16 protein-coding genes and 4 pseudogenes are annotated in these 24,632 nt (G+C 71.4%); 13 read left to right on the forward strand and 7 right to left on the reverse strand.

Annotated elements, in window-relative coordinates; genetic code table 11:
• The first annotated feature begins 7 nt into the window (after positions 1-7).
• From AC4IHM_RS19730 to mfd, 5 genes and pseudogenes are all read left to right on the forward strand, one after another.
• A pseudogene (locus AC4IHM_RS19730) lies at positions 8-2,498 on the forward strand (SUKH-4 family immunity protein).
• A 179-nt stretch (positions 2,499-2,677) separates the two neighbouring features.
• Positions 2,678-3,568: a cellulose-binding protein gene (locus AC4IHM_RS19735; RefSeq protein WP_490868333.1), complete on the forward strand. Its 891-nt coding sequence runs from the start codon at positions 2,678-2,680 to the stop codon at positions 3,566-3,568.
• Positions 3,569-3,942: 374 nt separating this feature from the next.
• Positions 3,943-4,731, forward strand: a complete 789-nt coding sequence (locus AC4IHM_RS19740) for an ABC transporter ATP-binding protein (protein WP_490868334.1) — start codon at positions 3,943-3,945, stop codon at positions 4,729-4,731.
• Entirely contained in the window at positions 4,728-7,295 is a 2,568-nt protein-coding gene (locus AC4IHM_RS19745) for an ABC transporter permease (protein ID WP_490868335.1), read from the forward strand. Before AC4IHM_RS19740 ends, AC4IHM_RS19745 begins: the two co-directional genes overlap by 4 nt.
• Positions 7,296-7,541: 246 nt before the next feature.
• The gene (mfd, locus tag AC4IHM_RS19750; protein ID WP_490868336.1) at positions 7,542-11,075 is read left to right on the forward strand and encodes a transcription-repair coupling factor; all 3,534 of its coding nucleotides are present in this window, start codon (positions 7,542-7,544) and stop codon (positions 11,073-11,075) included.
• A gap of 71 nt (positions 11,076-11,146) precedes the next feature.
• Here mfd and AC4IHM_RS19755 read toward each other — a convergent pair whose 3' ends face one another.
• Positions 11,147-11,344 carry an antitoxin gene (locus AC4IHM_RS19755; RefSeq protein ID WP_490868337.1) on the reverse strand — a complete coding sequence of 66 codons (198 nt, stop codon included), beginning with the start codon at positions 11,342-11,344 and terminating at the stop codon, positions 11,147-11,149.
• Positions 11,345-11,477: 133 nt separating this feature from the next.
• Here AC4IHM_RS19755 and AC4IHM_RS19760 point away from each other — a divergent pair.
• Positions 11,478-11,831: pseudogene (locus AC4IHM_RS19760) on the forward strand (HNH endonuclease); the annotation flags it as partial.
• 130 nt (positions 11,832-11,961) lie between these two features.
• Positions 11,962-12,687 (forward strand): HNH endonuclease family protein, encoded by a 726-nt coding sequence (locus tag AC4IHM_RS19765; RefSeq protein ID WP_490868338.1) that lies wholly within the window; start codon positions 11,962-11,964, stop codon positions 12,685-12,687.
• A 17-nt stretch (positions 12,688-12,704) separates the two neighbouring features.
• Here AC4IHM_RS19765 and AC4IHM_RS19770 read toward each other — a convergent pair whose 3' ends face one another.
• Both AC4IHM_RS19770 and AC4IHM_RS19775 read right to left on the reverse strand, forming a co-directional pair.
• Positions 12,705-13,919, reverse strand: a complete 1,215-nt coding sequence (locus tag AC4IHM_RS19770; RefSeq protein ID WP_490868339.1) for an MFS transporter — start codon at positions 13,917-13,919, stop codon at positions 12,705-12,707.
• Positions 13,920-13,933: 14 nt separating this feature from the next.
• A complete protein-coding gene (locus tag AC4IHM_RS19775; protein WP_490870876.1) occupies positions 13,934-14,701 on the reverse strand; it encodes an SDR family NAD(P)-dependent oxidoreductase in 768 nt (255 codons plus the stop codon).
• Positions 14,702-14,757: 56 nt separating this feature from the next.
• Here AC4IHM_RS19775 and AC4IHM_RS19780 point away from each other — a divergent pair, with 56 nt between their 5' ends.
• The gene (locus AC4IHM_RS19780; RefSeq protein WP_490868340.1) at positions 14,758-15,762 is read left to right on the forward strand and encodes an ArsR/SmtB family transcription factor; all 1,005 of its coding nucleotides are present in this window, start codon (positions 14,758-14,760) and stop codon (positions 15,760-15,762) included.
• A gap of 78 nt (positions 15,763-15,840) precedes the next feature.
• On the opposite strand, the gene AC4IHM_RS19785 is transcribed toward AC4IHM_RS19780, so the two are convergent.
• From AC4IHM_RS19785 to AC4IHM_RS19800, 4 genes are read right to left on the reverse strand one after another with little or no spacing between them, the layout of a single operon-like run.
• Positions 15,841-16,440, reverse strand: coding sequence for a DUF6262 family protein (locus AC4IHM_RS19785; protein ID WP_490868341.1), 600 nt, complete (start codon positions 16,438-16,440; stop codon positions 15,841-15,843).
• Complete coding sequence (locus AC4IHM_RS19790) at positions 16,437-16,694, reverse strand: hypothetical protein (RefSeq protein ID WP_490868342.1); 258 nt, start codon at positions 16,692-16,694, stop codon at positions 16,437-16,439. The genes AC4IHM_RS19785 and AC4IHM_RS19790 overlap by 4 nt, the downstream gene beginning before the upstream one ends.
• Before the next feature lie 34 nt (positions 16,695-16,728).
• On the reverse strand, positions 16,729-18,645 hold the full coding sequence (locus tag AC4IHM_RS19795; protein ID WP_490868343.1) for a hypothetical protein: 1,917 nt from the start codon (positions 18,643-18,645) through the stop codon (positions 16,729-16,731).
• On the reverse strand, positions 18,642-19,763 hold the full coding sequence (locus tag AC4IHM_RS19800) for a tyrosine-type recombinase/integrase (RefSeq protein ID WP_490868344.1): 1,122 nt from the start codon (positions 19,761-19,763) through the stop codon (positions 18,642-18,644). The genes AC4IHM_RS19795 and AC4IHM_RS19800 overlap by 4 nt, the downstream gene beginning before the upstream one ends.
• Positions 19,764-19,886: 123 nt before the next feature.
• Here AC4IHM_RS19800 and AC4IHM_RS19805 point away from each other — a divergent pair.
• The 5 genes and pseudogenes from AC4IHM_RS19805 to AC4IHM_RS19825 all read left to right on the forward strand — a co-directional run.
• Positions 19,887-20,309 (forward strand): annotated as a pseudogene (locus AC4IHM_RS19805) (HNH endonuclease family protein); the annotation flags it as partial.
• Positions 20,310-20,597: 288 nt separating this feature from the next.
• Positions 20,598-21,227, forward strand: coding sequence for a hypothetical protein (locus tag AC4IHM_RS19810; RefSeq protein ID WP_490868345.1), 630 nt, complete (start codon positions 20,598-20,600; stop codon positions 21,225-21,227).
• 44 nt (positions 21,228-21,271) lie between these two features.
• Complete coding sequence (gene pkaE / locus AC4IHM_RS19815) at positions 21,272-22,756, forward strand: serine/threonine protein kinase PkaE (protein ID WP_490870877.1); 1,485 nt, start codon at positions 21,272-21,274, stop codon at positions 22,754-22,756.
• A gap of 145 nt (positions 22,757-22,901) precedes the next feature.
• Positions 22,902-23,535, forward strand: a pseudogene (locus AC4IHM_RS19820) (SurA N-terminal domain-containing protein).
• 49 nt (positions 23,536-23,584) lie between these two features.
• Complete coding sequence (locus AC4IHM_RS19825; protein WP_490868346.1) at positions 23,585-24,601, forward strand: nucleoside triphosphate pyrophosphohydrolase; 1,017 nt, start codon at positions 23,585-23,587, stop codon at positions 24,599-24,601.
• Positions 24,602-24,632: the final 31 nt, after the last annotated feature.

Raw genomic sequence — 24,632 nt, forward strand, 5'->3', positions numbered from 1 at the left:
GCTGACGATGGTGACGTACGCGCAGGCGCAGGAGCGCGCGGAGGAGTGGGTCAACGGCGAGCTGCCGGCGTACCAGCACCGTGAGGTGCGGGTGCGGGAGTTCGAACTCGGGTTCGTGGTGTGGGCCGAGGACCGTGCCGACGGGCCGCGTTCGGACGGGGGAGCGCAGCGGCTGGTGATCGCCCGGGACAGCGGCGAGGCCACGCTGTGGCCCTCGCTGCCGGTGGGCGAGGTGATCCGCCGGTACGAGGAGGAGTACGGCCGTCCCGACGAGGCCGCGCAGCCGGCACCGGCGCCCGCGGCCCGGGTGGACCTGAACCAGAACGTCGTTCCTGCTGAGTCCGCCGGAGTGGTTGCAGGAGGCGGCGGACAAGCTGGGCATCCCGGACCGCAGGCGCGATGCCGACAGCGGTGCCGGGGCCGCGCTTCCCGAGACGCAGGCGGGGGTGCCGACGGCGCCGGCCGCGGCCGGGGAGCGGGACGGCGGTGCGGCGTGGCCCGCCGCCGGGACGAGTGGCGGCGGCTCCGGGACGGGCCCGGCTGCGCCCGGCGCGCCCGCCGGGGCGACGCCCTGGGCGGGGACGGACACCAACGCGGACGCCGGCGAGGACCGTTCCGTACCGCTGCCCCAGACCGTGTTCGCGCCGCCGCTCAGCGCCGACGACGACACGCCGCCGCCCTCCGCGACGCCGGACGCCAAGACGGCGCTGATGTCGGGCGGCAGCGGGCTTCCGCCGACGGCGCTCACACCGGCGCTCGACGAGCCGAACACGCCGGGTGCGCCCGCCGGAGCGGGCACGCCGCCGCCCGTGCCGCCGCCCGCCGGTCCGGGCGCGCCTCCCACGCCGTCCCGGCCGCTCGCGCCGAACGCCGGGGACATCGCCGACGCCGCGACCAGCAAGGCGGCGCCTCCGCCGCGCCGTGGCACGGGCCCGACCACACCGCCCCCGCCGGGCGTGCCGGGTGCGCCGGGCGCACGCTGGGGGAGTACGCCCCCGCCGCAGGCGCCCCCCGCGCCGGGCGCACCGGCGGGCGGTTACGTGCCGACGCAGCTGGTGTCCCCGCTCGAACCCGAGGGTCCGGGCGGCCCGACCACGCCGCCCCCGCCGAGCGCCCCCGGCGGGACGACACCGCCGGGCGGGATGCACCACGCCGCCACGATGCTGGCCGACCCGGGCCGCACGGGCGGCGGTGCGCCCCAGCCCCCCGGACCGCCCCAGCCTCCCGGGCCCCCCGCACCTCCCGGGGCGCCCGGCGCTCCCGCCGGTCCGGGGACGCCGCCTGCGCCCGCCGCTCCCGGCGCGCCGGGAACGCCCGGTCCGCAGGGCTCCTCGGGCGGTGCCGTGCACCACGCGCAGACGATGCTGGCCGGGCCCCCGGTGGGCGGCCCCGGCACGCCTCCGCCGCCCCCGGGCGCTCCCGGCACCCCCGGTGGCGCGCCGCCCGTGCCGCCCGGTGCCGTGCCGCCGCCCGGCGGTCCCGTGCCCGGCCGGGCGTACGGCTATCCGCAGCAGCCCGTCGGCCTGCCGACCGTCGGCCCCGGCTACCAGGCCGTGCTGCGCTACCGCGCACAGGACGGCTCCGAGCAGCAGCTGATCCGGCGTTCCGCGCCGGGTACGCCGCACCCGGAGTGGCAGATGTTCCACGAGCTGCGGGCCATGAACGTGCCGCCCGACCAGGTGCTTGAGCTGCACACCGAGCTGGAGTCGTGCGAGCTGCCGGGCGCGTACTGCGCGCGGATGATCCGGGAGCAGTGGCCGCAGGCGCGGATCACCTCGATCGCGCCGTACGGCACCGACCACGCGAGCCGGCAGCAGGGCATGCAGCAACTACTGGCGCATCAGGGCGAGTTGCACCAGGTGGCCGACGGTCCGGCGCGTCCGGCGCCGGTGCGTGCTCCGCTGCCGCAGGTGCCGCCGGCCCCGCCGGTGCCGCCGGAGGTCGTCGGCCAGGAGCTGGGCGGCGCGTTCGGCCCGGGTGTCTTCCGGTTCGAGCAGGCCGCGGTGTCCCGGCAGGGGGTGCCGCCGATCGTGGCGCACACGCTGGTGGCCGCGGGGCTGCCGGTGGACATGGGCCCGTTCTTCTGGGCGCAGGCCCAGCCGGGGCGCCCGGTGCCGACGCTGGCGGAGCTGGCGGCCGAGCGCGGGGTGCAGCCGGCCCCGGACGCGGGTTCGTACCTCGTCGTGGGCAGTGACTTCGGCCGGGCGGTCTGCGTGCAGTACGGCACGGCGGCCATCGTGGCGGTGCCGGTGGAGGCGGGGCCGGGCGGTGCGCCCGTACCGCCGCAGTTCGTGAACACGGGGCTGCCGGAGTTCGCGCGCTGCCTGGCGCTGCTGGGCCGGATGTGGCGGCTCAGGTTCGGTCTGAACCAGGAGCAGGCGGGCCGCTGGACGGTGGACTTCCAGGCGCAGTTGGCCGCGCTGGACCCGGCGGCGCTCGGGTCGCCGGAGAGCTGGTGGTCGGTGCTCCTTGAGCAGATGTGGGACGGGCTGCTGTGAGGCGGCGCCGCTGACGCACCCGACGGGCGGGGCCCGGTCGACCTGACGGTCGGCCGGGCCCCGCCCTTTGTGTGCGGTGTGTCGCATTACGGGGGCTTACGTCCGGTCCATAAGGTCGGTCGAGTCCATTCAGTGCGGCAGGTTCACCACATCGGGTTCACCACACAGGGGTGAAGAGCATGAGCGGCGCATCGGCGTCTCCCCACGGCTTCGTGACCGTACCCGGGCGCGGGCGCGGCTACCGTCCCGAGCAGGCCGAGGCCTGTGCCACGGCCCTGTCCCGGGAGCGGGACGCGGCCTGGGAGCGGGCCGCCCGGCTCACCGTGCTGGCCCGGGAGATGCAGGAGGAGCTGGCGGACCTGCGGGACGCGGTCGCCGGGCTCACCGCACAGGACTACGAGGTGCTCGGGGAGCGCGCGCGGCACCTGTTCCGGCTCGGCGAGCAGGAGGCCGAGGCCGTACGGGAGCGGGCGTGCGGCGCGGCGGAGCGCCTGGTGGAGGATGCGCGGGCGCACGCGGCCGAGGTGCGCGCTGAGGCGCGGGAGTACGCGGGCGCCGTACGCGCCGAGGCCGACGAACGGGCCCGGCAACGGCTGCTCGCGGCGCGCGCGGAGGCCGACGAGGCGCGGATCGAGGCACGGCGCGAGGTCAAGGCGGGGCGTGCGGAGGCGCTCTCCGCGCTGCGCGAGACGCGCCGGCGCACCGAGGGGATGCTCGCCGAGCAGAGCCGCGAGCACGCCGAACGGTGGGCCGACGCCGAGCGGACCGAGGCCGGGCGGACGCGGGCCCTGGACGCCCGCCACGCGGAACTGGAGGCGCGCGCCGAGCAGGAGGCGTGCGCGGCGCGACGGGCCCTGGCCGACGCCGGGGAGGAGGCCGCGCGCCGGCAGGAGGAGGCCGGGACCCGGGCGGCCGAGCTGGTCGCCGGGGCCCGGGTGCGCCGGGAACGGATCGCCCGTGAGACCGAGCGGGTGCTGCGGGAGCACGGGGAGCGGTGGGACGAACTCCAGGCCCACATGGCCTCCGTACGCAGCAGCCTCAGTTCGCTGACGGGCCGCACGGTGGAGTGACACCGCGTCGGGGTGGACGCCCGCTGCGCCCGCGGGTGGAGGGCTACCCCGAGATCCACTCCACCGAAGGGTGGACTCCCCCTAGGGGTATCTCCGTACTACGGCTCGGGGAGGGTTCGTACCGACGGAGGACGAGACGGGCCGTGCGGCGTCCTTAATCTGGCTTTACGCCGCTGGGGGGGCGGCGGGCCGGACCCGCGGGGGTGGGGTTTGCCCCCGTACAGGAGTGCGCTGAGCACCAGCGCGGTCGACCCGCGGTTCCGGCCAGACTTCTTCGAGACCGCAGCACGGCACGGCACACACCCCGCGGTGGGGACACCGCGACGTGTCGCGGTACCGGCGGCCCACTCGATGACCGACATAGGAGACTTGACATGACATCGGCCGTAAGTATCTCCACGCAGGGGAGCACGGGAGGGCGTACGGCCGTTGCCGCGCGGGCACGGCAGGTCGTGAAGGCCTACGGATCGGGCGAGACCCGGGTGGTCGCCCTCGACCACGTGGACGTGGACATCGCCCGCGGCCGGTTCACCGCGATCATGGGGCCGTCGGGATCCGGCAAGTCCACGCTGATGCACTGCCTGGCCGGCCTGGACACCGTCACCAGCGGGCAGATCCACCTCGACGACACCGAGATCACCGGTCTGAAGGACAAGAGGCTCACGCAACTGCGCCGGGACCGGATCGGCTTCATCTTCCAGGCGTACAACCTGCTCCCGACGCTCAACGCGATCGAGAACATCACGCTGCCCATGGACATGGCCGGGCGCAAGTACGACCGCGCCTGGCTGGACCGGGTCGTGGAGACCGTGGGCCTCGCCGGGCGGCTCAAGCACCGCCCGAGCCAGCTCTCCGGCGGCCAGCAGCAGCGGGTCGCGGTGGCGCGGGCGCTGGCCTCCCGGCCCGAGATCATCTTCGGTGACGAGCCGACCGGAAACCTCGACTCGCGGGCCGGCGCCGAGGTGCTGGGCTTCCTGCGCCGCTCCGTCACCGAACTGGGCCAGACCATCGTGATGGTCACCCACGACCCGGTGGCCGCCGGCTACGCGGACCGGGTGCTGTACCTCGCCGACGGCCGGATCGTGGACGAGATGGACAAGCCGACCGCGGAGGCCGTCCTCGACCGCATGAAGGACTTCGACGCCCGGGGGCGCACGTCATGACCGTCGTGAAGACCTCGCTGCGCAACTTCCTCGCGCACAAGGGCCGGATGGCGCTCTCGGCGGTGGCGGTGCTGCTGTCGGTGGCGTTCGTGTGCGGCACCCTGGTGTTCACCGACACGATGAACACCACCTTCGACAAGCTCTTCGCGGTCACCTCGTCGGACGTGACGGTCGCCCCGAAGAACGCCGGGGCCGAGGACACACCGCAGAGCGGAGTGCCCGAGTCGCTGCCGGCGTCCACGCTGGAGAAGATCCGCTCGGTGCAGGGCGTCGAGTCGGTCGAGGGCGCGGTCGTCTCGATGAACGTGACCGTCGTCGACGCCGACAACGACAACGTGGGCGCCACCACCGGCGCCCCGACCATCGCGGGGAACTGGACCGAGAACGAGCTGCGGTCCATGAAGATCACCTCGGGGCACGCGCCGCGCGGCCCGACCGAGACGATGGTCGACTCCGACACCGCCGACAAGCACGGCCTGAAGGTGGGCGACGAGCTGCGCACCATCGCGCAGACCGGCGACTTCAAGGCGCGGATCGTCGGCATCGCCACCTTCACCGTCACCAACCCCGGCGCCGCGGTCGTCTACTTCGACACGCCCACCGCCCAGCGCCAACTGCTCGGCGGCGCCGACCGGTTCAGCCAGTTCAACGTCACCGCCGCGTCCGGGGTCAGCGACGCGCAGCTGAAGCGGAACGTCTCCGGGGCACTGGGCGCCGGCACGTACAAGGTCCAGACGGCGAAGGAGGCGTCGGACGAGAGCCGCGCGGACATCGGCGAGTTCCTGGACGTCATCAAGTACGCCATGCTCGGCTTCGCCGGAATCGCCTTCCTCGTCGGCATCTTCCTGATCATCAACACCTTCTCCATGCTGGTCGCCCAGCGCACCCGGGAGATCGGCCTGATGCGGGCCATCGGCTCCTCGCGCCGGCAGGTCAACCGCTCGGTGCTGGTCGAGGCGCTGCTCCTCGGCGTCGTCGGCTCCGTCCTCGGTGTCGCGGCCGGCGTCGGAATCGCCGTCGGCCTGATGAAGCTGATGTCGGCGGCGGGGATGAACCTGTCCACCGACGACCTGACCATCAAGGCGGCGACGCCCGTGGTCGGCCTGGTCCTCGGTGTCGTGGTCACCGTCATGGCCGCCTATCTGCCGGCCCGCCGCGCGGGCAGGATCTCCCCGATGGCCGCCCTGCGCGACGCCGGCACGCCCGCCGACGGCAGGGCCGGCCGGATACGCGGCCTGATCGGCCTGGTGCTCACCGGCGCCGGGGCCGCGGCCCTGTTCACGGCCGCCGCCGCCGACAAGGCGAGCGAGGGTTCGCTGATGCTCGGCGCGGGCGTCGTGCTGTCCCTCGTCGGCTTCGTCGTCGTCGGCCCGCTGCTGGCGGGCGTCGTGGTGCGGGCGATCAGCGCGGTGCTGCTGCGGGCCTTCGGTCCGGTGGGCCGGCTGGCCGAGCGCAACGCCCTGCGCAACCCGCGCCGCACCGGTGCCACGGGCGCCGCCCTGATGATCGGCCTCGCGCTGGTGGCCTGTCTGTCGGTGGTCGGCTCCTCCATGGTCGCCTCGGCCACGAGCGAGCTGGACAAGACGGTCGGCGCGGACTTCATCGTCCAGGGCAACCAGCGGATCGTGCCGCAGGCCGAGAAGGCCATGCAGGACACGCCCGGCCTGGAGTACGTCACCCGCTACAAGGTGCTCGACGCCACACTGACCTCGCCCGACGGCAGGACGGACGACGACGGCCTCACGGCCGCGGACCCGACCTACGCCCGGGACGTGCGCCGCGCCACGACGGAGGGCGAGCTGAGCGCCGCCTACCGCACCGACGCCATGTCGGTCGGCTCGGACTACGCCGAGAAGCACGGCGTGCACGTCGGCGACACTCTCACCGTCGCCTTCAAGGGCGGCGAGACCGCGAAGCTCAAGGTGGCCGCGATCACGAGCGACGACGTGGCCATCGACCAGGGCGCCCGCTACATCAGCATCGAGACGATGCGGAAGTACCTGCCGGCCGACGCCGTCCCGCCGAACACGATCATGTTCGCCAAGGCGCGGGACGGCCGGGCCGACCAGGCGTACGCGGCGCTGAAGAAGTCGCTGGCCCCCTACCCGCAGTACCAGGTCTCCGACCAGACCGACTACAAGCAGGAGCTGAAGGACCAGGTCGGCCAGTTGTTGAACATGGTCTACGGCCTGCTCGCCCTGGCGATCGTCGTCGCGGTCCTCGGTGTGGTGAACACACTGGCGCTGTCGGTGGTCGAGCGGACCCGGGAGATCGGCCTGATGCGGGCGATCGGCCTCTCCCGCCGCCAGCTGCGCCGCATGATCCGCCTGGAGTCCGTGGTCATCGCCCTCTTCGGTGCCCTGCTGGGCCTCGGACTCGGCCTCGGCTGGGGCGCCACGGCGCAGAAGCTGCTCGCCCTGGAGGGACTCGACGTCCTCGACATCCCCTGGCCGACGATCATCGGCGTCTTCATCGGCTCGGCCTTCGTGGGCCTGTTCGCCGCGCTGGTCCCGGCCTTCCGGGCGGGCCGCATGAACGTCCTGAACGCCATCGCGACGGAGTAGCACCGGACGGCCACCGCACACGGGGGTTGCGGGGGAGGGCCCGGCGGCCGAGTCCTGGAGGACTCGGCCGCCGGGCCTTTTCGTGGTCCACCGTCCAGCCCGGCCGCACCCCGCCGCCCACCACGCACCCGGCGCGATCCACAGCCCCCGACGCCGTCGCGCGGACCGACGTACGCTGGATTGCCCCGGCCCGCACCGCGTCGGGTTATTCGTGTTGCCCCACCCCAGGACGGAAGCACCCCCTCCATGAGCCTGCACGGTCTGCTCGACGCCGTAGTCAAGGACACCGCCCTCGCGGAAGCGATCTCGGCCGCCGCGGACGGCAACCGCATGCACGTCGACCTGGTCGGCCCGCCCGCAGCCCGTTCCTTCGCGGTCGCCGCCCTGGCCCGCGAGACGACCCGCCCCGTACTGGCGGTGACGGCGACGGGCCGTGAGGCGGAGGACCTGGCCGCGGCCCTGCGCTCGCTGCTGCCGCCGGAGGGCGTCGTGGAGTACCCCTCCTGGGAAACCCTCCCGCACGAGCGGCTCAGCCCCCGCAGCGACACCGTCGGCCGCCGCCTGGCCGTCCTGCGCCGCCTGGCCCACCCCCGCCCCGACGACCCCGAGACCGGCCCGGTCTCCGTCGTCGTCGCGCCCGTGCGCTCCGTGCTCCAGCCGCAGGTCAAGGGCCTGGGCGACCTGGAGCCCGTGGCACTGCGGACCGGGCAGAGCGCCGACCTGGAGGAGATCGTCAAGGCACTGGCCGCCGCCGCGTACGCGCGCGTGGAGCTGGTGGAGAAGCGCGGCGAGTTCGCCGTGCGCGGCGGCATCCTGGACGTCTTCCCGCCGACCGAGGAACACCCCCTGCGCGTCGAGTTCTGGGGCGACGACGTGGAGGAGATCCGCTACTTCAAGGTCGCCGACCAGCGCTCCCTGGAGATCGCCGGCCACGGACTGTGGGCCCCGCCCTGCCGCGAGCTGCTGCTCACCGAGGACGTACGGGAGCGCGCGCGGGTGCTCGCCGAGGACCACCCCGAGCTGGGCGAACTGCTCGGCAGGATCGCCGAGGGCATCGCGGTCGAGGGCATGGAGTCCCTGGCCCCCGTGCTCGTCGACGACATGGAGCTGCTCCTCGACGTGCTGCCCAAGGGCGCCATGGCCGTCGTCTGCGACCCCGAGCGGGTGCGGACCCGGGCCGCCGACCTGGTGGCGACCTCGCAGGAGTTCCTCCAGGCGTCCTGGGCGGCCACCGCGGGCGGGGGCGAGGCACCCATCGACGTGGACGCGGCCTCCCTGTGGTCCATCGCGGACGTCCGGGAGCGGGCCCGCGAGCTGGACATGATGTGGTGGTCGGTGTCGCCGTTCGCCGCCGACGACGTGCTCGACGAGGCCGACACCCTCAAGCTCGGCATGCACGCCCCCGACACCTACCGCGGCGACACCGCCAAGGCACTCGCCGACACCAAGGGCTGGCTCGCCGACGGCTGGCGCGCGGTCTACCTCACCGAGGGCCACGGCCCGGCGGCCCGCACCGTCGAGGTCCTCGGCGGCGAGGGCATCGCGGCCCGCCTGGACAGCGACCTCGGCACGCTCAGCCCCTCCGTCGTGCACGTCTCCTGCGGCTCGATCGAGCACGGCTTCGTCGACCGGGCGCTGAGGCTCGCCGTGCTCACCGAGACCGACCTGACCGGTCAGAAGGCGGCCGGCCGCGAGGGCGCCCGGATGCCCGCCCGGCGCCGCAAGACCATCGACCCGCTCACCCTGGAGGCGGGCGACTACATCGTCCACGAGCAGCACGGCGTGGGCCGCTACATCGAGATGGTGCAGCGCACCGTGCAGGGCGCCACCCGCGAGTACCTGGTCGTGGAGTACGCCCCCGCCAAGCGCGGCCAGCCGGGCGACCGGCTCTACATCCCCACCGACCAGCTGGAGCAGATCACCAAGTACGTCGGCGGCGAGTCCCCCACCCTGCACCGCCTCGGCGGCGCCGACTGGACCAAGACCAAGGCACGCGCGAAGAAGGCGGTCAAGGAGATCGCCGCCGACCTGATCAGGCTGTACAGCGCGCGGATGGCGGCGCCGGGGCACGCGTTCGGCGCGGACACCCCCTGGCAGCGCGAGCTGGAGGACGCCTTCCCCTACGTGGAGACCCCGGACCAGCTCACCACCATCGCCGAGGTCAAGGAGGACATGGAGAAGACGGTCCCGATGGACCGCCTGATCTGCGGCGACGTTGGCTACGGCAAGACCGAGATCGCGGTGCGCGCCGCCTTCAAGGCGGTCCAGGACGGCAAGCAGGTGGCCGTGCTCGTCCCGACGACCCTGCTCGTGCAGCAGCACTTCGGGACGTTCGGCGAGCGGTACGCCCAGTTCCCGGTGAACGTGCGGGCGCTGTCCCGCTTCCAGACCGACACCGAGGCGAAGGCCACCCTGGAGGGCCTGCGCGAGGGCACGGTGGACATCGTCATCGGCACCCACCGTCTGTTCTCCTCCGAGACCAGATTCAAGGACCTCGGCCTGGTCGTCGTCGACGAGGAGCAGCGCTTCGGCGTCGAGCACAAGGAGCAGCTGAAGAAGCTGCGCGCCAACGTCGACGTGCTGACCATGTCGGCCACCCCCATCCCGCGCACCCTGGAGATGGCGGTCACGGGCATCCGCGAGATGTCCACGATCACCACCCCGCCGGAGGAGCGCCACCCGGTGCTGACCTTCGTCGGCCCCTACGAGCACAAGCAGATCGGCGCCGCGATCCGCCGCGAGCTGCTGCGCGAGGGCCAGGTCTTCTACATCCACAACCGCGTCGAGTCCATCGACCGCGCGGCGGCCAAGCTGCGCGAGATCGTCCCCGAGGCGCGCATCGCCACCGCCCACGGCCAGATGTCGGAGCAGGCGCTGGAGCAGGTCGTCGTCGACTTCTGGGAGAAGAAGTTCGACGTGCTGGTCTCCACGACCATCGTCGAGTCCGGCATCGACATCTCCAACGCCAACACCCTCATCGTCGAGCGCGGCGACAACTTCGGCCTCAGCCAGCTGCACCAGCTGCGCGGCCGGGTCGGCCGGGGCCGCGAGCGCGGCTACGCGTACTTCCTCTACCCGCCGGAGAAGCCGCTGACCGAGACCGCCCACGAGCGGCTCGCCACCATCGCCCAGCACACCGAGATGGGCGCGGGCATGTACGTGGCGATGAAGGACCTGGAGATCCGCGGCGCGGGCAATCTGCTCGGCGGCGAGCAGTCCGGCCACATCGCGGGCGTCGGCTTCGACCTGTACGTACGCATGGTCGGCGAGGCCGTCGCCGACTACCGGGCCTCGCTGGAGGGCGGTGTCGAGGAGCAGCCGCCGCTCGAGGTCAAGATCGAGCTGCCCGTCGACGCGCACGTCCCGCACGACTACGCCCCGGGCGAGCGGCTGCGGCTCCAGGCGTACCGGTCCATCGCCTCCGCCAACAGCGAGGAGGACGTCAAGGCCGTACGCGAGGAACTTATCGACCGCTACGGCAAGTTGCCGGAACCGGTGGAGAACCTGCTGCTGGTCGCGGGGCTGCGGATGCTCGCGCGGGCGTGCGCCGTCGGCGATATCGTGCTCCAAGGCAACAACATCCGGTTCGCCCCGGTCGAGTTGCGCGAATCCCAGGAGCTGAGGCTCAGGCGGCTCTACCCCGGGACCGTCGTCAAGGCGGGCGCCCACCAGGTGCTCGTACCGCGTCCCAAGACCGCGAAGGTGGGCGGCAGGCCGCTGGTCGGACGGGAACTGCTCGGCTGGGTGGGAGAGTTCCTGACCTCGATCCTGGGGTCGTAGCCACCCGACGCCGAAGCCGTCCGCGGGGCCTGCCGCGGACGGCTTCGACGGGGTCGGCCTGCGCGAACGCGCTAGTGCCGGTCCTTGCGGTCGTCGCCCTCGCGCCCGAAGCCGAGCTTGTTCTCGGCCTGCTGCTGCGCGGCGTCGACCTGCTTCTCGTGCTTGTTGCCGGTCCGCTCGTTTACCTGGCGCTCGGCGGCGTCGGACAGCTTCCTTGACCTGTCCTTGTCCATGCCGGCCATGCTCTTGACCTTGTCGAGGATGCCCATGCGCAGCTCCTTCCGAGACGTGACTCACTCTCGAAGGTACGTCACATATGTCTCGCATGCCCATTAAGGTCCACTATGGTCTGGACCTCTCCGTCGCTACGGTGTACCGGTGAACGGCAAGGGGAGGGCGCGCATGAGGCGGCACGGCAGGATTCGTACCGGATGGGCCGCGGGCGCGGTCCTCGTTCTGGCTCTGGGCACCGGGTGCGAGAGCCTTGAGGAGGGCGGGGCCTCGGACTCGGGCAGCGGCGCCGCCGCCCCGGCCGCCGGACAGGCCGTCAGCCCGCTGGGCAACCCGGACGGAACCGAACCGGGCCTCGCCCCGGTCACCGGCGACACCCACCGGGCGTCGGCCCGCAAGCTCATCGACGGCCTGAAGACCAAGGGACGCGGCCCCAAGACGGGTTACGACCGCGGCGAGTTCGGCTACGCCTGGATGGACTCGGCCGACGGCGTGCCGCTGGCCCGCAACGGCTGCGACACGCGCATTATCTCTATGGCTCACCGTGCGGTCGAGGCGTTTATACAGCTCACGCAGGGAGTGGTGGGCTGTGCTTACTGAGAGGGACATGAGGCACAGGGGGATCGGGAACACACGCCTCCTTCGCATCGCAGTGATGGCAGTCGCCGCCGTGCTCGTCGTCTCGGGATGCGAAGGTCTCGACGAAGGCACCTCCTCGACCGGATCAGGGCCCGCTGCACCGGACGGACGGGCGGTCAGTCCGCTCAAGAATCCAGACGGTACGAAACCGGGACTCGCACCCGTGACGACGGACGCGGACAAGGCTGCGGCCCGCAAGATCATCGAGGAGGTTTCCACCAAGGGGCGGGGGCCCAAGACGGGCTACGCGCGGGACAAGTTCGGCTATGCCTGGATGGACACGGCCGACGGTGTGCCGCTCGCGAGGAACGGATGTGACACGCGAAACGATCTCATCCACCGTGATGGCCAGAACCTCCGCCTCCGAGCCGGCTCCGACTGTGTGGTCATCGCGATGACGCTGCACGATCCGTACACCGGGACGACCATCGAATGGCGCAAGGCGAAGGCGTCCGAGGTACAGATAGACCATGTGGTGCCGTTGTCGTACAGCTGGCAGATGGGTTCTTCGCGCTGGCCGGTGAGCAAGCGCAAGCAGCTCGCGAACGACGTGCTCAATCTGATCCCGGTCGAGGGGCGCGCCAACAGCGCCAAGGGCGATTCCGGACCCGCGTCCTGGCTGCCGCCGAACAAGCAGATCAGGTGCGCGTACGCGGTCAGGTTCGCCCAGGTCGCCGTCAAGTACGAGATGCCGGTGACGGCCCCGGACAAGCAGATCATGCTGCGCCAGTGCGGCGGTTGACGAGCAGTACGGGTACCTCATCGAGGGCGGATCGGCTGATCCTCGACGGCGACCTGTGACTGGCTTCTCGTAGCTCCGGGCCTCCGGCTGCGTAGCTCCACCACGTGGCAGGCGAGGGCGAGCACCGTGAGTAATGCCACGAGCGCGCACACGCCCCACCACCCGACTCGGCCGTAGGCGCGTACCCCGAGCCATGATCCTGCGCTGCCGCCCAGGTAGGCGCAGGTCATGTAGGCGGTGTTGAGCCTGCTGTGGGCGTCGGGGCGCAGGGCATAGACCCGGGCCTGGTTGGCGACCATGCCGGACTGCATGGCGACGTTGAGCAGCAGCGTGCCGACGACCAGAGCGGTCAGCCCCGGTACGTCGCCCCACGCGCCGGCAGTCAGGACCGCGGCTGAGACGAGGACCGCGAGCATGCAGACGAGGTTCACCGGGTCCGGGCCGTGGCGGTCCACCAGGCGTCCGGCGAGCGGGGTGCAGAGCATGGTTGCGCCGCCGATCAGGGCGAGCAGTCCCACGGCTTGGGCGCCCATGCCGTAGACCGGACCGGTGAGGAGGAGCGTCAGGCAGGTCCACGCGGCCGAGAACCCCGCGAAGACCGTCGCCTGGTAGAAGCAGGAGCGACGCAGGTCCGGCTCGGTGCGCAGCAGACGCAGTGACTCGGTCAGGAGCGCTGGGTGCGGCTGACGCGAGCGCGGGGTCACGACGGGCACCGTGCGAGCCAGAATGCTTGCGAGCAGCAGGGTCAGGGCCGCGGCCGCCAGATAGGGGGCCCGCCATCCCAGCCATTCGCCCAGCGAACCGCTGAAAGCCCGGGCAAGCAGCATGCCGCCGATCGACCCGCTCAGCAGGGTGCCGATCACCGCGCCACGGCGGTCGGCGGGCACGAGTCCGGCCGCCAGCGGACCGACGACCTGAGCGGCCACGGTGGTGAGGCCGGTGAGGGCGCTGGCGGTGATGAGGAGCGGCAGGGTTGGAGCGCAGCCTGCGGTGAGCAGGCCCAGACCGGTAAGGGCGAGCAGGACGACGAGGAACGAGCGGGACGGGAGCCGGTCACCGAGCGGCACCAGCAGGAACATTCCGGCCGTGTAGCCGACTTGGGTGGCGGTCACGGCCAGGGAGGCCGCATCAGGCGAGGTGTGCAGTCCTGTGGCGACGAGCGGAATGATCGCCTGCGGGAAGTAGATGTTGCCCACGGCCACCGCGCAGGTCACGGCCAGGAGCAGGGCCATCCGACGACTCATCCTCAGTCCACCGGTCCGCCGGCGACGTAAATGACCTGGCCGGAGACGAATCCCGCCTCGCGGCTCACCAGGAAGGACACCGTGTGAGCGATGTCTTCCGGCTCGCCGACTCGTCCGACCGGGATGGCCTTCGCCGCGCTGCGCCGGAATTCCTCGAAGTCGCGGCCGAGTCGCCGGGCGGATGCCCTGGTCATATCGCTCACGACGAAGCCCGGGGCGACGGCGTTGGCGGTGATGCCGTGGCGTCCGAGTTGAAGGGCGAGCGACTTGGTGAAGCCGATCAGACCGGCCTTCGCGCTGCCGTAGTCGACGCGGGCGGCATCGCCGACCGCAGAGATGCTCGACATGTTCACGATCCGTCCCCAGCCGGCCGCGATCATGTGTGGGCAAACGGCACGGGTGGCGAGGAACGGGCCGCGCAGATTGGTCCCGGTGACTGTGTCCCACTGCTCCGTGGTCATCTCGACGAGCTCGGCACGGGGGCCGATGCCGGCGTTGTTGACCAGTACTGTCGGCGGCCCCAGTTCGGCGGCGATCCGGGCCATGGCGGTCGTCACCGCAGTTTCGTCGGAAACATCGGCGGCGACTGCTGTCGCTGATCCGCCGTTGCTGGTGATGGCTTCGACGGTGGCGACGCAGGCCGCCTCGTCCAGGTCGATCACGCCCACCGCCACTCCGTCGTGCGCCAGCCGTCTGGCCACCGCGGCGCCGATTCCGCGTGCCGCACCAGTGACAATTGCCGTGTGCTGTCCCTGAGTTGGGTGTGTCATGCGCGGAAGTCCACTGCATCGACGTTCCTGGGCCAATCGATGTAGCGTATGGCTTAATGATCAGTTTTGTGCTCGGCGTCGAGGACCTTGCGGATACGCGCTTCGCCGTGTCACCACTGCACGAGACTCTGCTCAGCCTGCGGGTGCTGCAAGACCCGGGGCTGTCCGCGTTGCACATCCCCTGGCGCAGGTCCGTGGTCGGCAGGATCGGCCCGCTCGATACCGAGCTGCTGATGGCGCTGGTCGCCCGCAGGCGCACCATCCCCGACTTCCTTACCCCGCAGCCCACGAGCTTCGCGCCGACCTTCGACGAGCAGTTGGCCGTCGTCCGTCAGGCGTCACCTGCGCGGGTTCGCCATGACCTGCTGACCGCGCACGCTCCTGACCCGCTTCCAGTAGCCCTGCATGATGCCACTGTCGCCGACGCCGTATCCGTCGTCAGACTTCGCGATGCTGTGTGCGAGCTTCTGCGGCAGTTCTGGGAGGTGGCCATCGAGCCGGAGTGGCGGCGGATGCGGCTGCTCCTTGAAGCCGATATGACCTACCGAGCACGGCAACTGGCAGTGGGAGGCGCCCGCTTGTTGTTCGCCGACATGCACCCAAACCTGCGCTGGCACAACGGCGTACTGCACATCGACAAGATGATCAGCAGGCACCGTGTCGCTGCGTCCGGTCGGGGCCTCCTGCTCCTGCCGTCCGTGTTCGCGCACAAGCCGGCGCCTCCGGTCGGTCCGGAAGAGCCGCCCCGGCTCGTCTATCCGGTCCGCGGGGTGGCCACGCTGTGGGCCACCCCGCCAACCGTCGATGCGACGGCTCTTGCGTCGCTGCTTGGTGCACCACGGGCAAGGCTGCTCACCCTGCTCGAAGAGCCGCTCGCCACAGTTGAGATCGCCCGACGCTTCCGTGTGACCCCGAGCGCCGTGTCCCAGCACCTGCGCGTGCTCCATGCCACGGGTCTGGTCACCCGGGCTCGCGACGGACGGCAGGTTCTGTACCGCCGAAGCTCCCTCGGTGACCAACTGACCGGCCGCCACCAGCGCCACCAGATCGCGCCCTCTTGAGCTGGACGCCGTCGGCATGTCTGTGCGGCCGGATCCGAGAGACCGGCCGGATACACAGTGCGACTGCTTGGCACGAGATCACTTGGAGGGCACGGCCCGCATCGCCCGGCGGAGGCCGGCCCTGGCGGCGATGAGGTCGTCCTCTGATTCCCGCAGTCGGCACTCCAGAGAGGCCAGCTGGTCTCGGGCGTCTGACAGGTCACGGTTCAGGTCGGTGTTCTGCTGCTCCAACTCCTGGATACGTCGCACGAACTGGCCTCGGTCGACTTCGTCGAGCTCTGCACCCAGGGAGAGTTGGACACGCTCCCGGAGCCGGTCACGCTCCTTCCTCAAATCCTTCATCTCGTCCCTGGCGAGGGCGAGTTCGGTGCGCAGACCGGCGGGAGTGACCTGCTGTCCGTGGGTCGCCGGAGAGGTCTGGCGGCCGTGCTCCCGCTGCTCGTGAATGGCGGCCTGGACGGTGTCCCGCACCCGGGGTTGGTTGTAGACGAACCAGGTGGACACCGAGGCGTCACGGGCCACCCGGGCAACGGTGACGCGCTGACCCGAACTGAGGAGGCCGCGTACTGCTTCCATCGCGCGTGCCGTCTTGGCCTCGCTGTCCCGGGCGCGGGCGGCTCGCAAGCGTTCGACCCGAGCGGCCCGGCCGTCGGAGCCGGAGATGGCGAGGTGTTTCATTCGGAGCTCCGCGTCGTCAGCGCCTGCACCGGGAAGAAGGCTGCGGCCGAGCGAGCTTTACGCAGCTCACGCGAGGCCGATTCGACTGTGGCCCGTTCCTCCGGTGGCATTTCGTCCAGCTTGTGCCGCATCTCGTCGGCCGACTTCGAGTAGGCACGGATCTGGTCGTCGAAGTTGCGCACGACCCAGTCGGCGGCGTCCATAGCCACGGCCGCCTCCTTGTCGGCCCGAAGATCTGCCACCTGCTGCTCCAAGGCCGGGAGGTAGGAAGGGTCGGGCCGGTAGAAGTCACAACCGGCGCACTGGAAGCGGATTCGGCAGTGGCCGCCGCCCGCCTTCACGTTGCTGGGCTCGGTACAGCCGCCGTATGGCACCGCAACGCTCTCGACTTCGTAGGCCAGCGCGTCGCCGAAGCCTTGAGGGGTACCGTGCCGGTCGACCGCGAGCCTCGCCACCGTCTTGACGGCATCCTGCTTTCTGCTGAGCGAGACTTTGTAATAGCCCATGGTGACGTCGAGAGAGCGATGGTCCATGAGCTCCCGGAGGACGTTCCGGGCGGGTCCCGGCGTCCGCATGACGCTGGGCGTAGGCGTGCCGGAAGCCGTACGGGACGATCTGCGTGCGGTCGTAGGCACATGGTTTGCCGTCGTCGTCCAGCCGGTCGTCGACAAGATCCGGAATCAGTTCGTCGACCCAGGCCCGGAAGATCCTGTTGCAGAAGTTCGGTGTGGTCATGTGGCCACGCCGAGGACGGTTGCGCTGGCCCGGGGCAGGGAAGAGCCACTGTTCACAACTGGGTACGGGAGGCAGCCGGTCCAGTTCCCTTTGCCAGGACTCGATCTCTTTGGCAGTTACCTCGCTGATGGGCAGACGGCGGCCGTGACGACGCCGTTTGTGGTTGTCGTAGAGGAGAGTCGGTTTGCCGTCGACCCACTCCAGGCAGCTTCGGTGCAAGCTGGTGACTTCGCCGGGGCGGCGGCCGGTGTCGCGGAGGATTGTGTACGCCACCTGGTACATCCGCGCGAAGTCGGCCGCTCTCCAGCCACCGCTTTCGTAGGCGGTGGAAGTGCCGAGGCGAGGGAGGTGAGCATCGAGCTGGGCGATGACATGCTCTGGGATCGCACGGCCGATGTCGTCCTCGGACGCTTCGACGGCGGCAATGGCGTGGAACTTGGGGTTCAGGGCGAACCCGCCGGGCACATGGTCCATCAGTCCTGCCTGCCGTGCGTACTCGAGAAACGCCCGCCAGGCGCGGAGTAGTGCCCGGCGGTGGCTGGTTGAGTAGTCGTGGCCGTCCTCGGGGCGCTTTGCGATGCGGAGTGTGTCCACCACGGCGCTCATGTCCGCCATGGACAATTCTTCCGGCGTATTGCCGCACGGCCGGTTGGCCAGGGCCTTGGAGGCGATTGACGCGGCGTACACGGCCTGTCTCAGATCGAGCACGGAGGGACGGACCGCGCGTCCGTACTCCTTGACCAGCTCTCGCAACCAGCCCTGTCGAATCGGCCGGAAGTCGATGACGCCATGTACGGCGATGTACTCGCGCCCGTGTCCACGTCCCGCTGTGAGTCCCACAAGGGAGCACTCCCAAACGTCGCCTGACGTCGGATCGGCACCCTCGAACTCGAGCCGTGCGCGGCGGACGTGAGTGAGCATGCCGTTCAGAACCCCGGAGGCAGCTGGGGGAAGGCCACGTACGAAACTCTCGTCGAGGTCCAGGAGTGAGAGCAGCCCTGTGGGGAGTCCGGCGACGATGCGACGGATGCGCTGCGGGACCAGACTGATCCCGGCCGCGTCGCGTTGCTGAATGCCGTACAGCAGCTCATGGCATACGGCCGAAGAGAGCCCGCACAGAGAGAACTGGGAGACCCCAGGACGGGCACCACTCCTGACATTGGGTCTGCGGCGAGCCTGGACCGGAACGTAGGTCGTCTCGAAATCCTCAGGAGTGCCCTGGAGCCAGCGGGCCTTCCGGCAGGCGTCACAACGACTCCCGTTGCTGGCGACGTGGGTGGTGCAGGCGACCACGATGCAGGTGAAAACACTGGTGGCCGGGTTGCCGGGATCCGCTGTGAAGAGCAGCTCGGCCTCGTCCCACTCGGCGGCCCGCCAGCCGGAGAGGAGATGATCCGACAGCCAGTCAGCCCAGCCGGGTGCGTCCTGGAGTGGTAGCGAGCCTGAGGCCAGGCGCGCGGACGGAGTCATCGGCCGGCCTCCGCGGAGACACGGTCGACAGCGGCGCGCAGGTCATCGTCCTGCGCGTGCAGGTATACAGCCGTGCTCGCCGACGAAGCGTGACCCAGCAGCGTCTGCACAACGTCCGGTGCCACTCCGTTGCGGATCCAGCGGGTTGCCGCCGTGTGCCGCATCATGTGTGGCCGTGCGCGAAAGCCGCAGCGGTCCCCGATCCGCTCGACGATCTGTTTGGCGTTGGAGTACGTCATGGGCCTGCCCACGTGCATGCCGGTGAGGTTCACGAACACGTAGTCGCAGGCGTCGGCTTCGGCTGTTTTCTCCCGTTCGGAGAGGTGGTCCCGGTACCGATACACCGTGCCCTCCGCCAACGGCACCACCCGGTGGCGGCCTGACTTGGCCCGCGCACCGTTCGCGTTGTCCTGGCGGGGCCGGATGTGCAGGTGAGCACCACGAGTCCGGCACCCGAGGTGCGTGGAGTCAGGCAGCAAGTGCATATCCTCCCGACGCAGCCCCAGAGCCTCGCCGATCCGCAGTCCTCCTTCCACAAGCACGGTCAGGAGAAGCCGGTCCCGAGCTGTCCGGGCCGCGCTCAGGACCTCCGCGACCTGGGGCGAGGTGAGAATCGAGGGAGCCCTCTCGATCTCGGGTGCCTTCAGCACGCGTGCCTTGACCATGAGGTGCTGGCCGCCCTCGCCCGGGGCGAAGCCGATCGGCGTTGATGTCAGTAGACGTGGCTCGCTGAGCCGTGCGGCGACCTCGTGGGCAACGTGGCCATGGATGGCGCAGAACCGGAGGAACTCGCACACGGCGGTGAGGACGGCGTTGACTGTCTTGCCCGACGGTGGCTGCCCGCGCCGCGTCGCTGTCCGCTCGACGTGGAACTTGAACCGGGTCATGTCGCCCAGCGCCGCGGCCTTCCAGTCGGTGCCCCGCCCCTGGCACCAGTTGAGGAAGCGCCCGATCCGGGGGATGTAGGCACGCTGTGTCTGCGGCGAGCGCCCCGCACCGCGTAGATACAGCGCGAACTCCCGTGCCTCCGGATGGGGGCGGTACGTCTCCTCGTCGACGAGTAGCCAGGTGACCTCTCCCGTGGTGGGCGAGACGGCCTTCTCGGTACGCAATCCCACTGAGTCATCCTCTGTTAAGTAATGTCACTCATGTGCCTCTTGGTATGACTGATAACGGCGAGGCACAGGGAGAGGACACGGCTGTCGCTCACGTCAATCACGAGGAAGAAGAGGATGCAGATAACGCGCAACGACGTACTGAAGCGCGACGGCGAGGACGTGCGCTTCCGCTCCGGCTCCAACTGCGTGGTCGTCGCCATGACGCTGGACGACCCGTACACCGGCACGGTCATCGACTTCCGCAAGGAGAAGGCGAGCGAGGTCCAGATCGACCACGTCGTGCCGCTGTCGTACAGCTGGCAGATGGGCTCCTCGCGATGGGCGGAGGGCAAGCGCAAGCAACTGGCGAACGACCCGCTCAACCTGCTCCCCGTCCAGGGCCGCGCCAACTCGGCCAAGGGCGACTCCGGCCCCGCGGCCTGGCTCCCGCCCGACAAGTCGATCCGGTGCGCGTACGCCGTCCGGTTCGCGCAGGTCGCCGTCAAGTACGAGATGGCGGTGACCGAGCCGGACCGGCAGGCGATGCTGCGGCAGTGCGGCGGCTGAGCGGACCGACGGCAAGGGGCAAAGGGGCAAAGCGGCAAAGGGGCGGTCCTGCCGCCCACGGCTTCCGCGAGGGCTGCGGCACGCGCCGCGGGACCGCTCCGCCCGCCCTGCCCGCGGATCCCGGCGGTGATCGGTGATGATCGGGCGGTGATCGCGCGGTGATCGGTACGACAACGGTTCGGTACAACCGGTGACCCGTTGTCCGCCCCGGCCTATACGCTCGACCCCACACCGGTACGGCGCCACATCCGGTGTGCGTCCGGTCTCATCAGGTCTCCGGGAGAAGCCATGCACGGCCAGGGCTATGTGCCGCCACCGCCGCCGCGACGACGCTCGACGGCGGTACTGGTCGTGCTGCGCGTCCTCTTCGTGGCCCTTCCGCTGCTGAGCATCGGGTTCCTGGCCTGGGTCTCGACGCTGTGGGCGGCCATCGAGACCCGCCGGGCGCGCGACTGGTGCGTCTTCGCGGCGTCCGTCGTCGTCATGGCGGTCAGTTTCGGCTTCCTCGCCCAGGACGACACCGACGACCTCAGCAGCTCCGAGGGCAACGCCGGCATGGTCATCCTGCTGCTCAACGCCTGTGCCTGCGCGGGCTACTTCCTGTACAGGGACGTACGCCACCACCAGCCGCCGCACCACGTGGGCCCCCTGCCCCACCAGCCCCCGGCCGCCGGATACGGCTACCCGCAGGCCCCCTACCCGCACCTCCCCGCGCACGCGCAGCCGACGGTCGTCGCGCACCCGACCCCGCCGGGCCCCGCGCCTGACGTCCCGCGGCCGCAGACCCCCGTGCCGCCGCCCCCGCCCCGGCAGACACCCCAGCCCGCCCGCATCGACCAGGTCCGCGCCGAACTCGACGAGCTGAGCGACTACCTGCGCAAGCACGACGGCAACAGCGGCCACGAGGGCGGAAGATGACCCCGTCGGCAGGGCGCGTGGTCGCCGGCCGGTATGAGCTGTCCATGCTCATCGGGCAGGGCGGCATGGGACAGGTCTGGACGGCGTACGACCGGCGGCTCGACCGGCGCGTGGCGGTGAAGCTGCTGCGCCCCGACAAGGTGGCCGGCCAGGAGGCCGACGAACTGCGCCGCCGGTTCGTGCGCGAGTGCCGGGTCACCGCACAGGTCGACCACCCCGGCCTGGTCACGGTGCACGACGCGGGCAGCGAGGGCGAGGAGCTGTTCCTCGTCATGCAGTACGTCGACGGCGCCGACCTCTCCGACCACCTCGCCGAGCGCGATCCCTACCCCTGGCAGTGGGCGGTCGCCGTCGCGGCCCAGCTGTGCGCCGTGCTCAGCGCCGTGCACGCCGTGCCGATCGTCCACCGCGACCTCAAGCCGCGCAATGTGATGGTCAAGCAGGACGGCACCGTCACCGTCCTCGACCTCGGCGTCGCCTCCGTCATGGACGCCGACACCACCCGCCTCACCCACACCGGCACCCCCATCGGCTCGCCCGCCTACATGGCACCGGAACAGGCGATGGGCGGCGCGGTCGGCCCGTACACCGACCTGTACGCACTCGGCGTGCTCCTGCACGAACTGCTCAGCGGCAACGTCCCGTTCGCCGGATCCACGGCCCTCGGCGTGCTCCACCGGCACCTGTACGAGGCGCCGCTGCCCGTGCGCCGCGTCCGCCCCGAGGTCCCCGAAGCGCTCGAAGCCCTGGTCCTGAGCCTGCTCGCCAAGGACCCGCAGCACCGCCCCGCCTCCGCCCAGGAGGTCTACGAGCACCTGGCGCTGCTGCTGCCCGCGCGCGGCATGCCCACCGGCGGCTCCCTGGACCCCACCCGGCCCTTCGTGCGCCCGCACGCCCCGTGGCCGGACCGGGCCCGCACGCCCGCGCCCCAGCCGGCCCCGGTCCCGCCCGTCGCCGAGGCCGAGAAGCCGGACATCGCCCGCGCCGTCGACGACGTCAAGCGCCTCCTCGGCGAGGGCCGCATCACCCAGGCCGTCGACATCCTCGGCGCGATCCTGCCCGTGGCCGCCGACCAGCACGGTGAGCGCTCCCCGGTCGTGCGCACCCTGCGCAAGCAGTACGCGGCCACCCTCATGGACGACGGCCAGTACCGGCGCGCCCTGCCCGAGCTGCGCCGCCTCGCCGACGAACGCGCCGCCGAGGCAGGCCGGGCCGACCCGCAGTCCCTTCGCCACCGCTACGACGCCGCCCAGTGCCTGGAACAGCTCGGCGAACCGGCCGCCGCCCTCGCCGAGTACCGCGCGCTGCTGCCGTACTACGAGAACCAGTACGTCGCGGGCGACCCCGACCTCGCCCACGACGTCCGCCGCCGCATCGGCCACCTCCTGCTCGCCCTCGGCGACCGTCCCGCCGCCCACGAGACGCTGGCCCGGCTGCTGCACGACGTGGAGCGCCTGCACGGACCAGGACACCCCTTCGCGGCCGAGGTCCGGCGCACCCTGCAGTGGCTCGGCCAGATGCGCGGCTGACCCCGCCACCCGGGCCGGGGCGAGGCGGTGCCCGAAGTCCTGGTGAATCGTTGGTCCAATGGGTTGGCCAGAGCCCGGCCACTGCCTAACATCGATCACTGCAAGACTTTGTGCACCGCCGCACAATCTCCAACGGGAGGTTTCCTTGCACCGCCGCCGTCGCACCGCGCTCCTGCTCGCCGCCGCGCCACTGCTCACCGCCTGCGGCAACGACGCGCATCCGGGTGCGGCGGCCGTCGTGGGCGACCAGCGGATCACCGTCTCCCAGCTGGAGAACCGCGTCGACGAGGTGCGCGAGGCGCAGCGGGCCGCCGTCCCGGACGAGGACCAGTACCGGCAGGTCGTCGCCCGCACCGGCACCCTCACCCGCGACACCCTGCACAGCATGATCCTGGACCGGGTCCTGCACCGCGCCGCCGAGGACGCGGGCGTGAGCGTCACCCGCAGGGAGGTCCAGCAGATGCGCGGCGGTCTTGAGGAGCAGGCAGGCGGCGCCAAGGAGCTGGAGACCGCCTGGCTGCAGCAGTACGGCGTCGCACCCGACCGCCTCGACGAGAACCTCCACCTCCAGCTGGAGGCCCAGAAGCTCGCCGAGAGCCTCGGCACCGACACCAGCCGGCCCGAGTTCTGGCAGGCCCTTTCCAAGGCCTCCGACCAGCTCCACGTCGACCTCAACCCGCGCTACGGCGCCTGGGACGTTCCAGCAGAGCAGCCGCGTCGACACCAAGCTGCCCTGGCTGCGCGAGGTCTCGGCGGCGCAGCCGGACCAGCCGGCCTGACGGGTCCGCGTCCGGCCCCCTGTGGACAACTCGGGGGGCCGCACGCGGCATGCGTTACGTTCGGAGCGTGAACGCAACCGCCGCCGACACCATCCCCGGCACCGTCCCGGCCCAGGGCCGCGTCGTCCTGCTCACCACCAGCCATCGCGTCGCCCCCGGCCTGCTGTCCTGGCCCGCCTGGCGGGCCCTGCGCACCGCCGACCGCGTGCTGTGCGCCGACGGCACGCACCCGCAGCTGCCGTATCTGCGCGAGGCGGGCATACGGGTCGACGAGGCGGCGCCGACCGCCGAGGAACTGGTCGCCGCCTGCGCCGGCGGGCACACCGCGGTGGTCGTGACGGCCGGCGAGGGCGACCCGGCCCTCACCGACGGACTGGCCCGCCTCGCCGGCACCGGCCGGGTGCCGATGCCGGAGCTGGAGCTGCTCCCCGCCTCCTACGACCTCCCGGGCGCCCGCCTGCTCGACCTCGTCCAGGTGATGGACCGCATCCGCGTCCAGTGCCCGTGGTCGTCCGAGCGCACCCACGAGGGGCTCGCCAAGTACGCCATCGAGGAGGCGTACGAACTCGTCGAGGCGATCGAGGACGGCGACCGCGAGGAACTCCGCGAGGAGCTGGGGGACGTGCTCCTCCAGGTCGTCTTCCACGCCCGGATCGCCGAGGAGGACCCCGACGCCCCGTTCTCCGTCGACGACGTGGCCGGCACCATCGTCGACAAGCTGATCCGCCGCCACCCGCACGTCTTCGGCGAGGAGACGGCGACCACCCCCGAGGAGGTGCGCGCGCACTGGCTGCGCACCAAGGCGGCCGAGAAGCGGCGCACCTCGGTCACCGAGGGCGTCCCCCTCGCCCAGCCCGGCCTCGCCCTCGCCGCCAAGCTCGCCTCCCGCGTCCGCACGGCGGGCCTTCCGGTCCCGCTGCCTTCCGGTGAGGGCGTCGGCTATGAACTCCTGGCCCTGGCGGTCCGGGCCGAGGCCGAGGGCACGGACCCGGAGGCGGCCCTGAGAGCGGCGGCCCGGACCTACCGGGACGCGATCAGGGAGACGGAGCAGCCCACCGGCCACTGAGCGGCCACTGAGCGGCCACTGAGAGGGGGCC

This window comes from Streptomyces sp. SL06 (assembly GCF_058244745.1).

What these genes read in the sequence shown, in the direction of transcription:
- mfd (WP_490868336.1), top strand. Translation starts at nt 7,542, where the DNA reads ATGAGCCTGCACGGTCTGCTCGACGCCGTAGTCAAGGACACCGCCCTC.
- AC4IHM_RS19795 (WP_490868343.1), bottom strand. Translation starts at nt 18,645, where the DNA reads ATGACTCCGTCCGCGCGCCTGGCCTCAGGCTCGCTACCACTCCAGGAC.
- AC4IHM_RS19825 (WP_490868346.1), top strand. Translation starts at nt 23,585, where the DNA reads ATGCGTTACGTTCGGAGCGTGAACGCAACCGCCGCCGACACCATCCCC.
- AC4IHM_RS19765 (WP_490868338.1), top strand. Translation starts at nt 11,962, where the DNA reads ATGGCAGTCGCCGCCGTGCTCGTCGTCTCGGGATGCGAAGGTCTCGAC.
- AC4IHM_RS19745 (WP_490868335.1), top strand. Translation starts at nt 4,728, where the DNA reads ATGACCGTCGTGAAGACCTCGCTGCGCAACTTCCTCGCGCACAAGGGC.
- pkaE (WP_490870877.1), top strand. Translation starts at nt 21,272, where the DNA reads ATGCTCATCGGGCAGGGCGGCATGGGACAGGTCTGGACGGCGTACGAC.
- AC4IHM_RS19775 (WP_490870876.1), bottom strand. Translation starts at nt 14,701, where the DNA reads ATGACACACCCAACTCAGGGACAGCACACGGCAATTGTCACTGGTGCG.
- AC4IHM_RS19780 (WP_490868340.1), top strand. Translation starts at nt 14,758, where the DNA reads ATGATCAGTTTTGTGCTCGGCGTCGAGGACCTTGCGGATACGCGCTTC.
- AC4IHM_RS19810 (WP_490868345.1), top strand. Translation starts at nt 20,598, where the DNA reads ATGCACGGCCAGGGCTATGTGCCGCCACCGCCGCCGCGACGACGCTCG.
- AC4IHM_RS19740 (WP_490868334.1), top strand. Translation starts at nt 3,943, where the DNA reads ATGACATCGGCCGTAAGTATCTCCACGCAGGGGAGCACGGGAGGGCGT.
- AC4IHM_RS19755 (WP_490868337.1), bottom strand. Translation starts at nt 11,344, where the DNA reads ATGGGCATCCTCGACAAGGTCAAGAGCATGGCCGGCATGGACAAGGAC.
- AC4IHM_RS19770 (WP_490868339.1), bottom strand. Translation starts at nt 13,919, where the DNA reads ATGGCCCTGCTCCTGGCCGTGACCTGCGCGGTGGCCGTGGGCAACATC.
- AC4IHM_RS19785 (WP_490868341.1), bottom strand. Translation starts at nt 16,440, where the DNA reads ATGAAACACCTCGCCATCTCCGGCTCCGACGGCCGGGCCGCTCGGGTC.
- AC4IHM_RS19735 (WP_490868333.1), top strand. Translation starts at nt 2,678, where the DNA reads ATGAGCGGCGCATCGGCGTCTCCCCACGGCTTCGTGACCGTACCCGGG.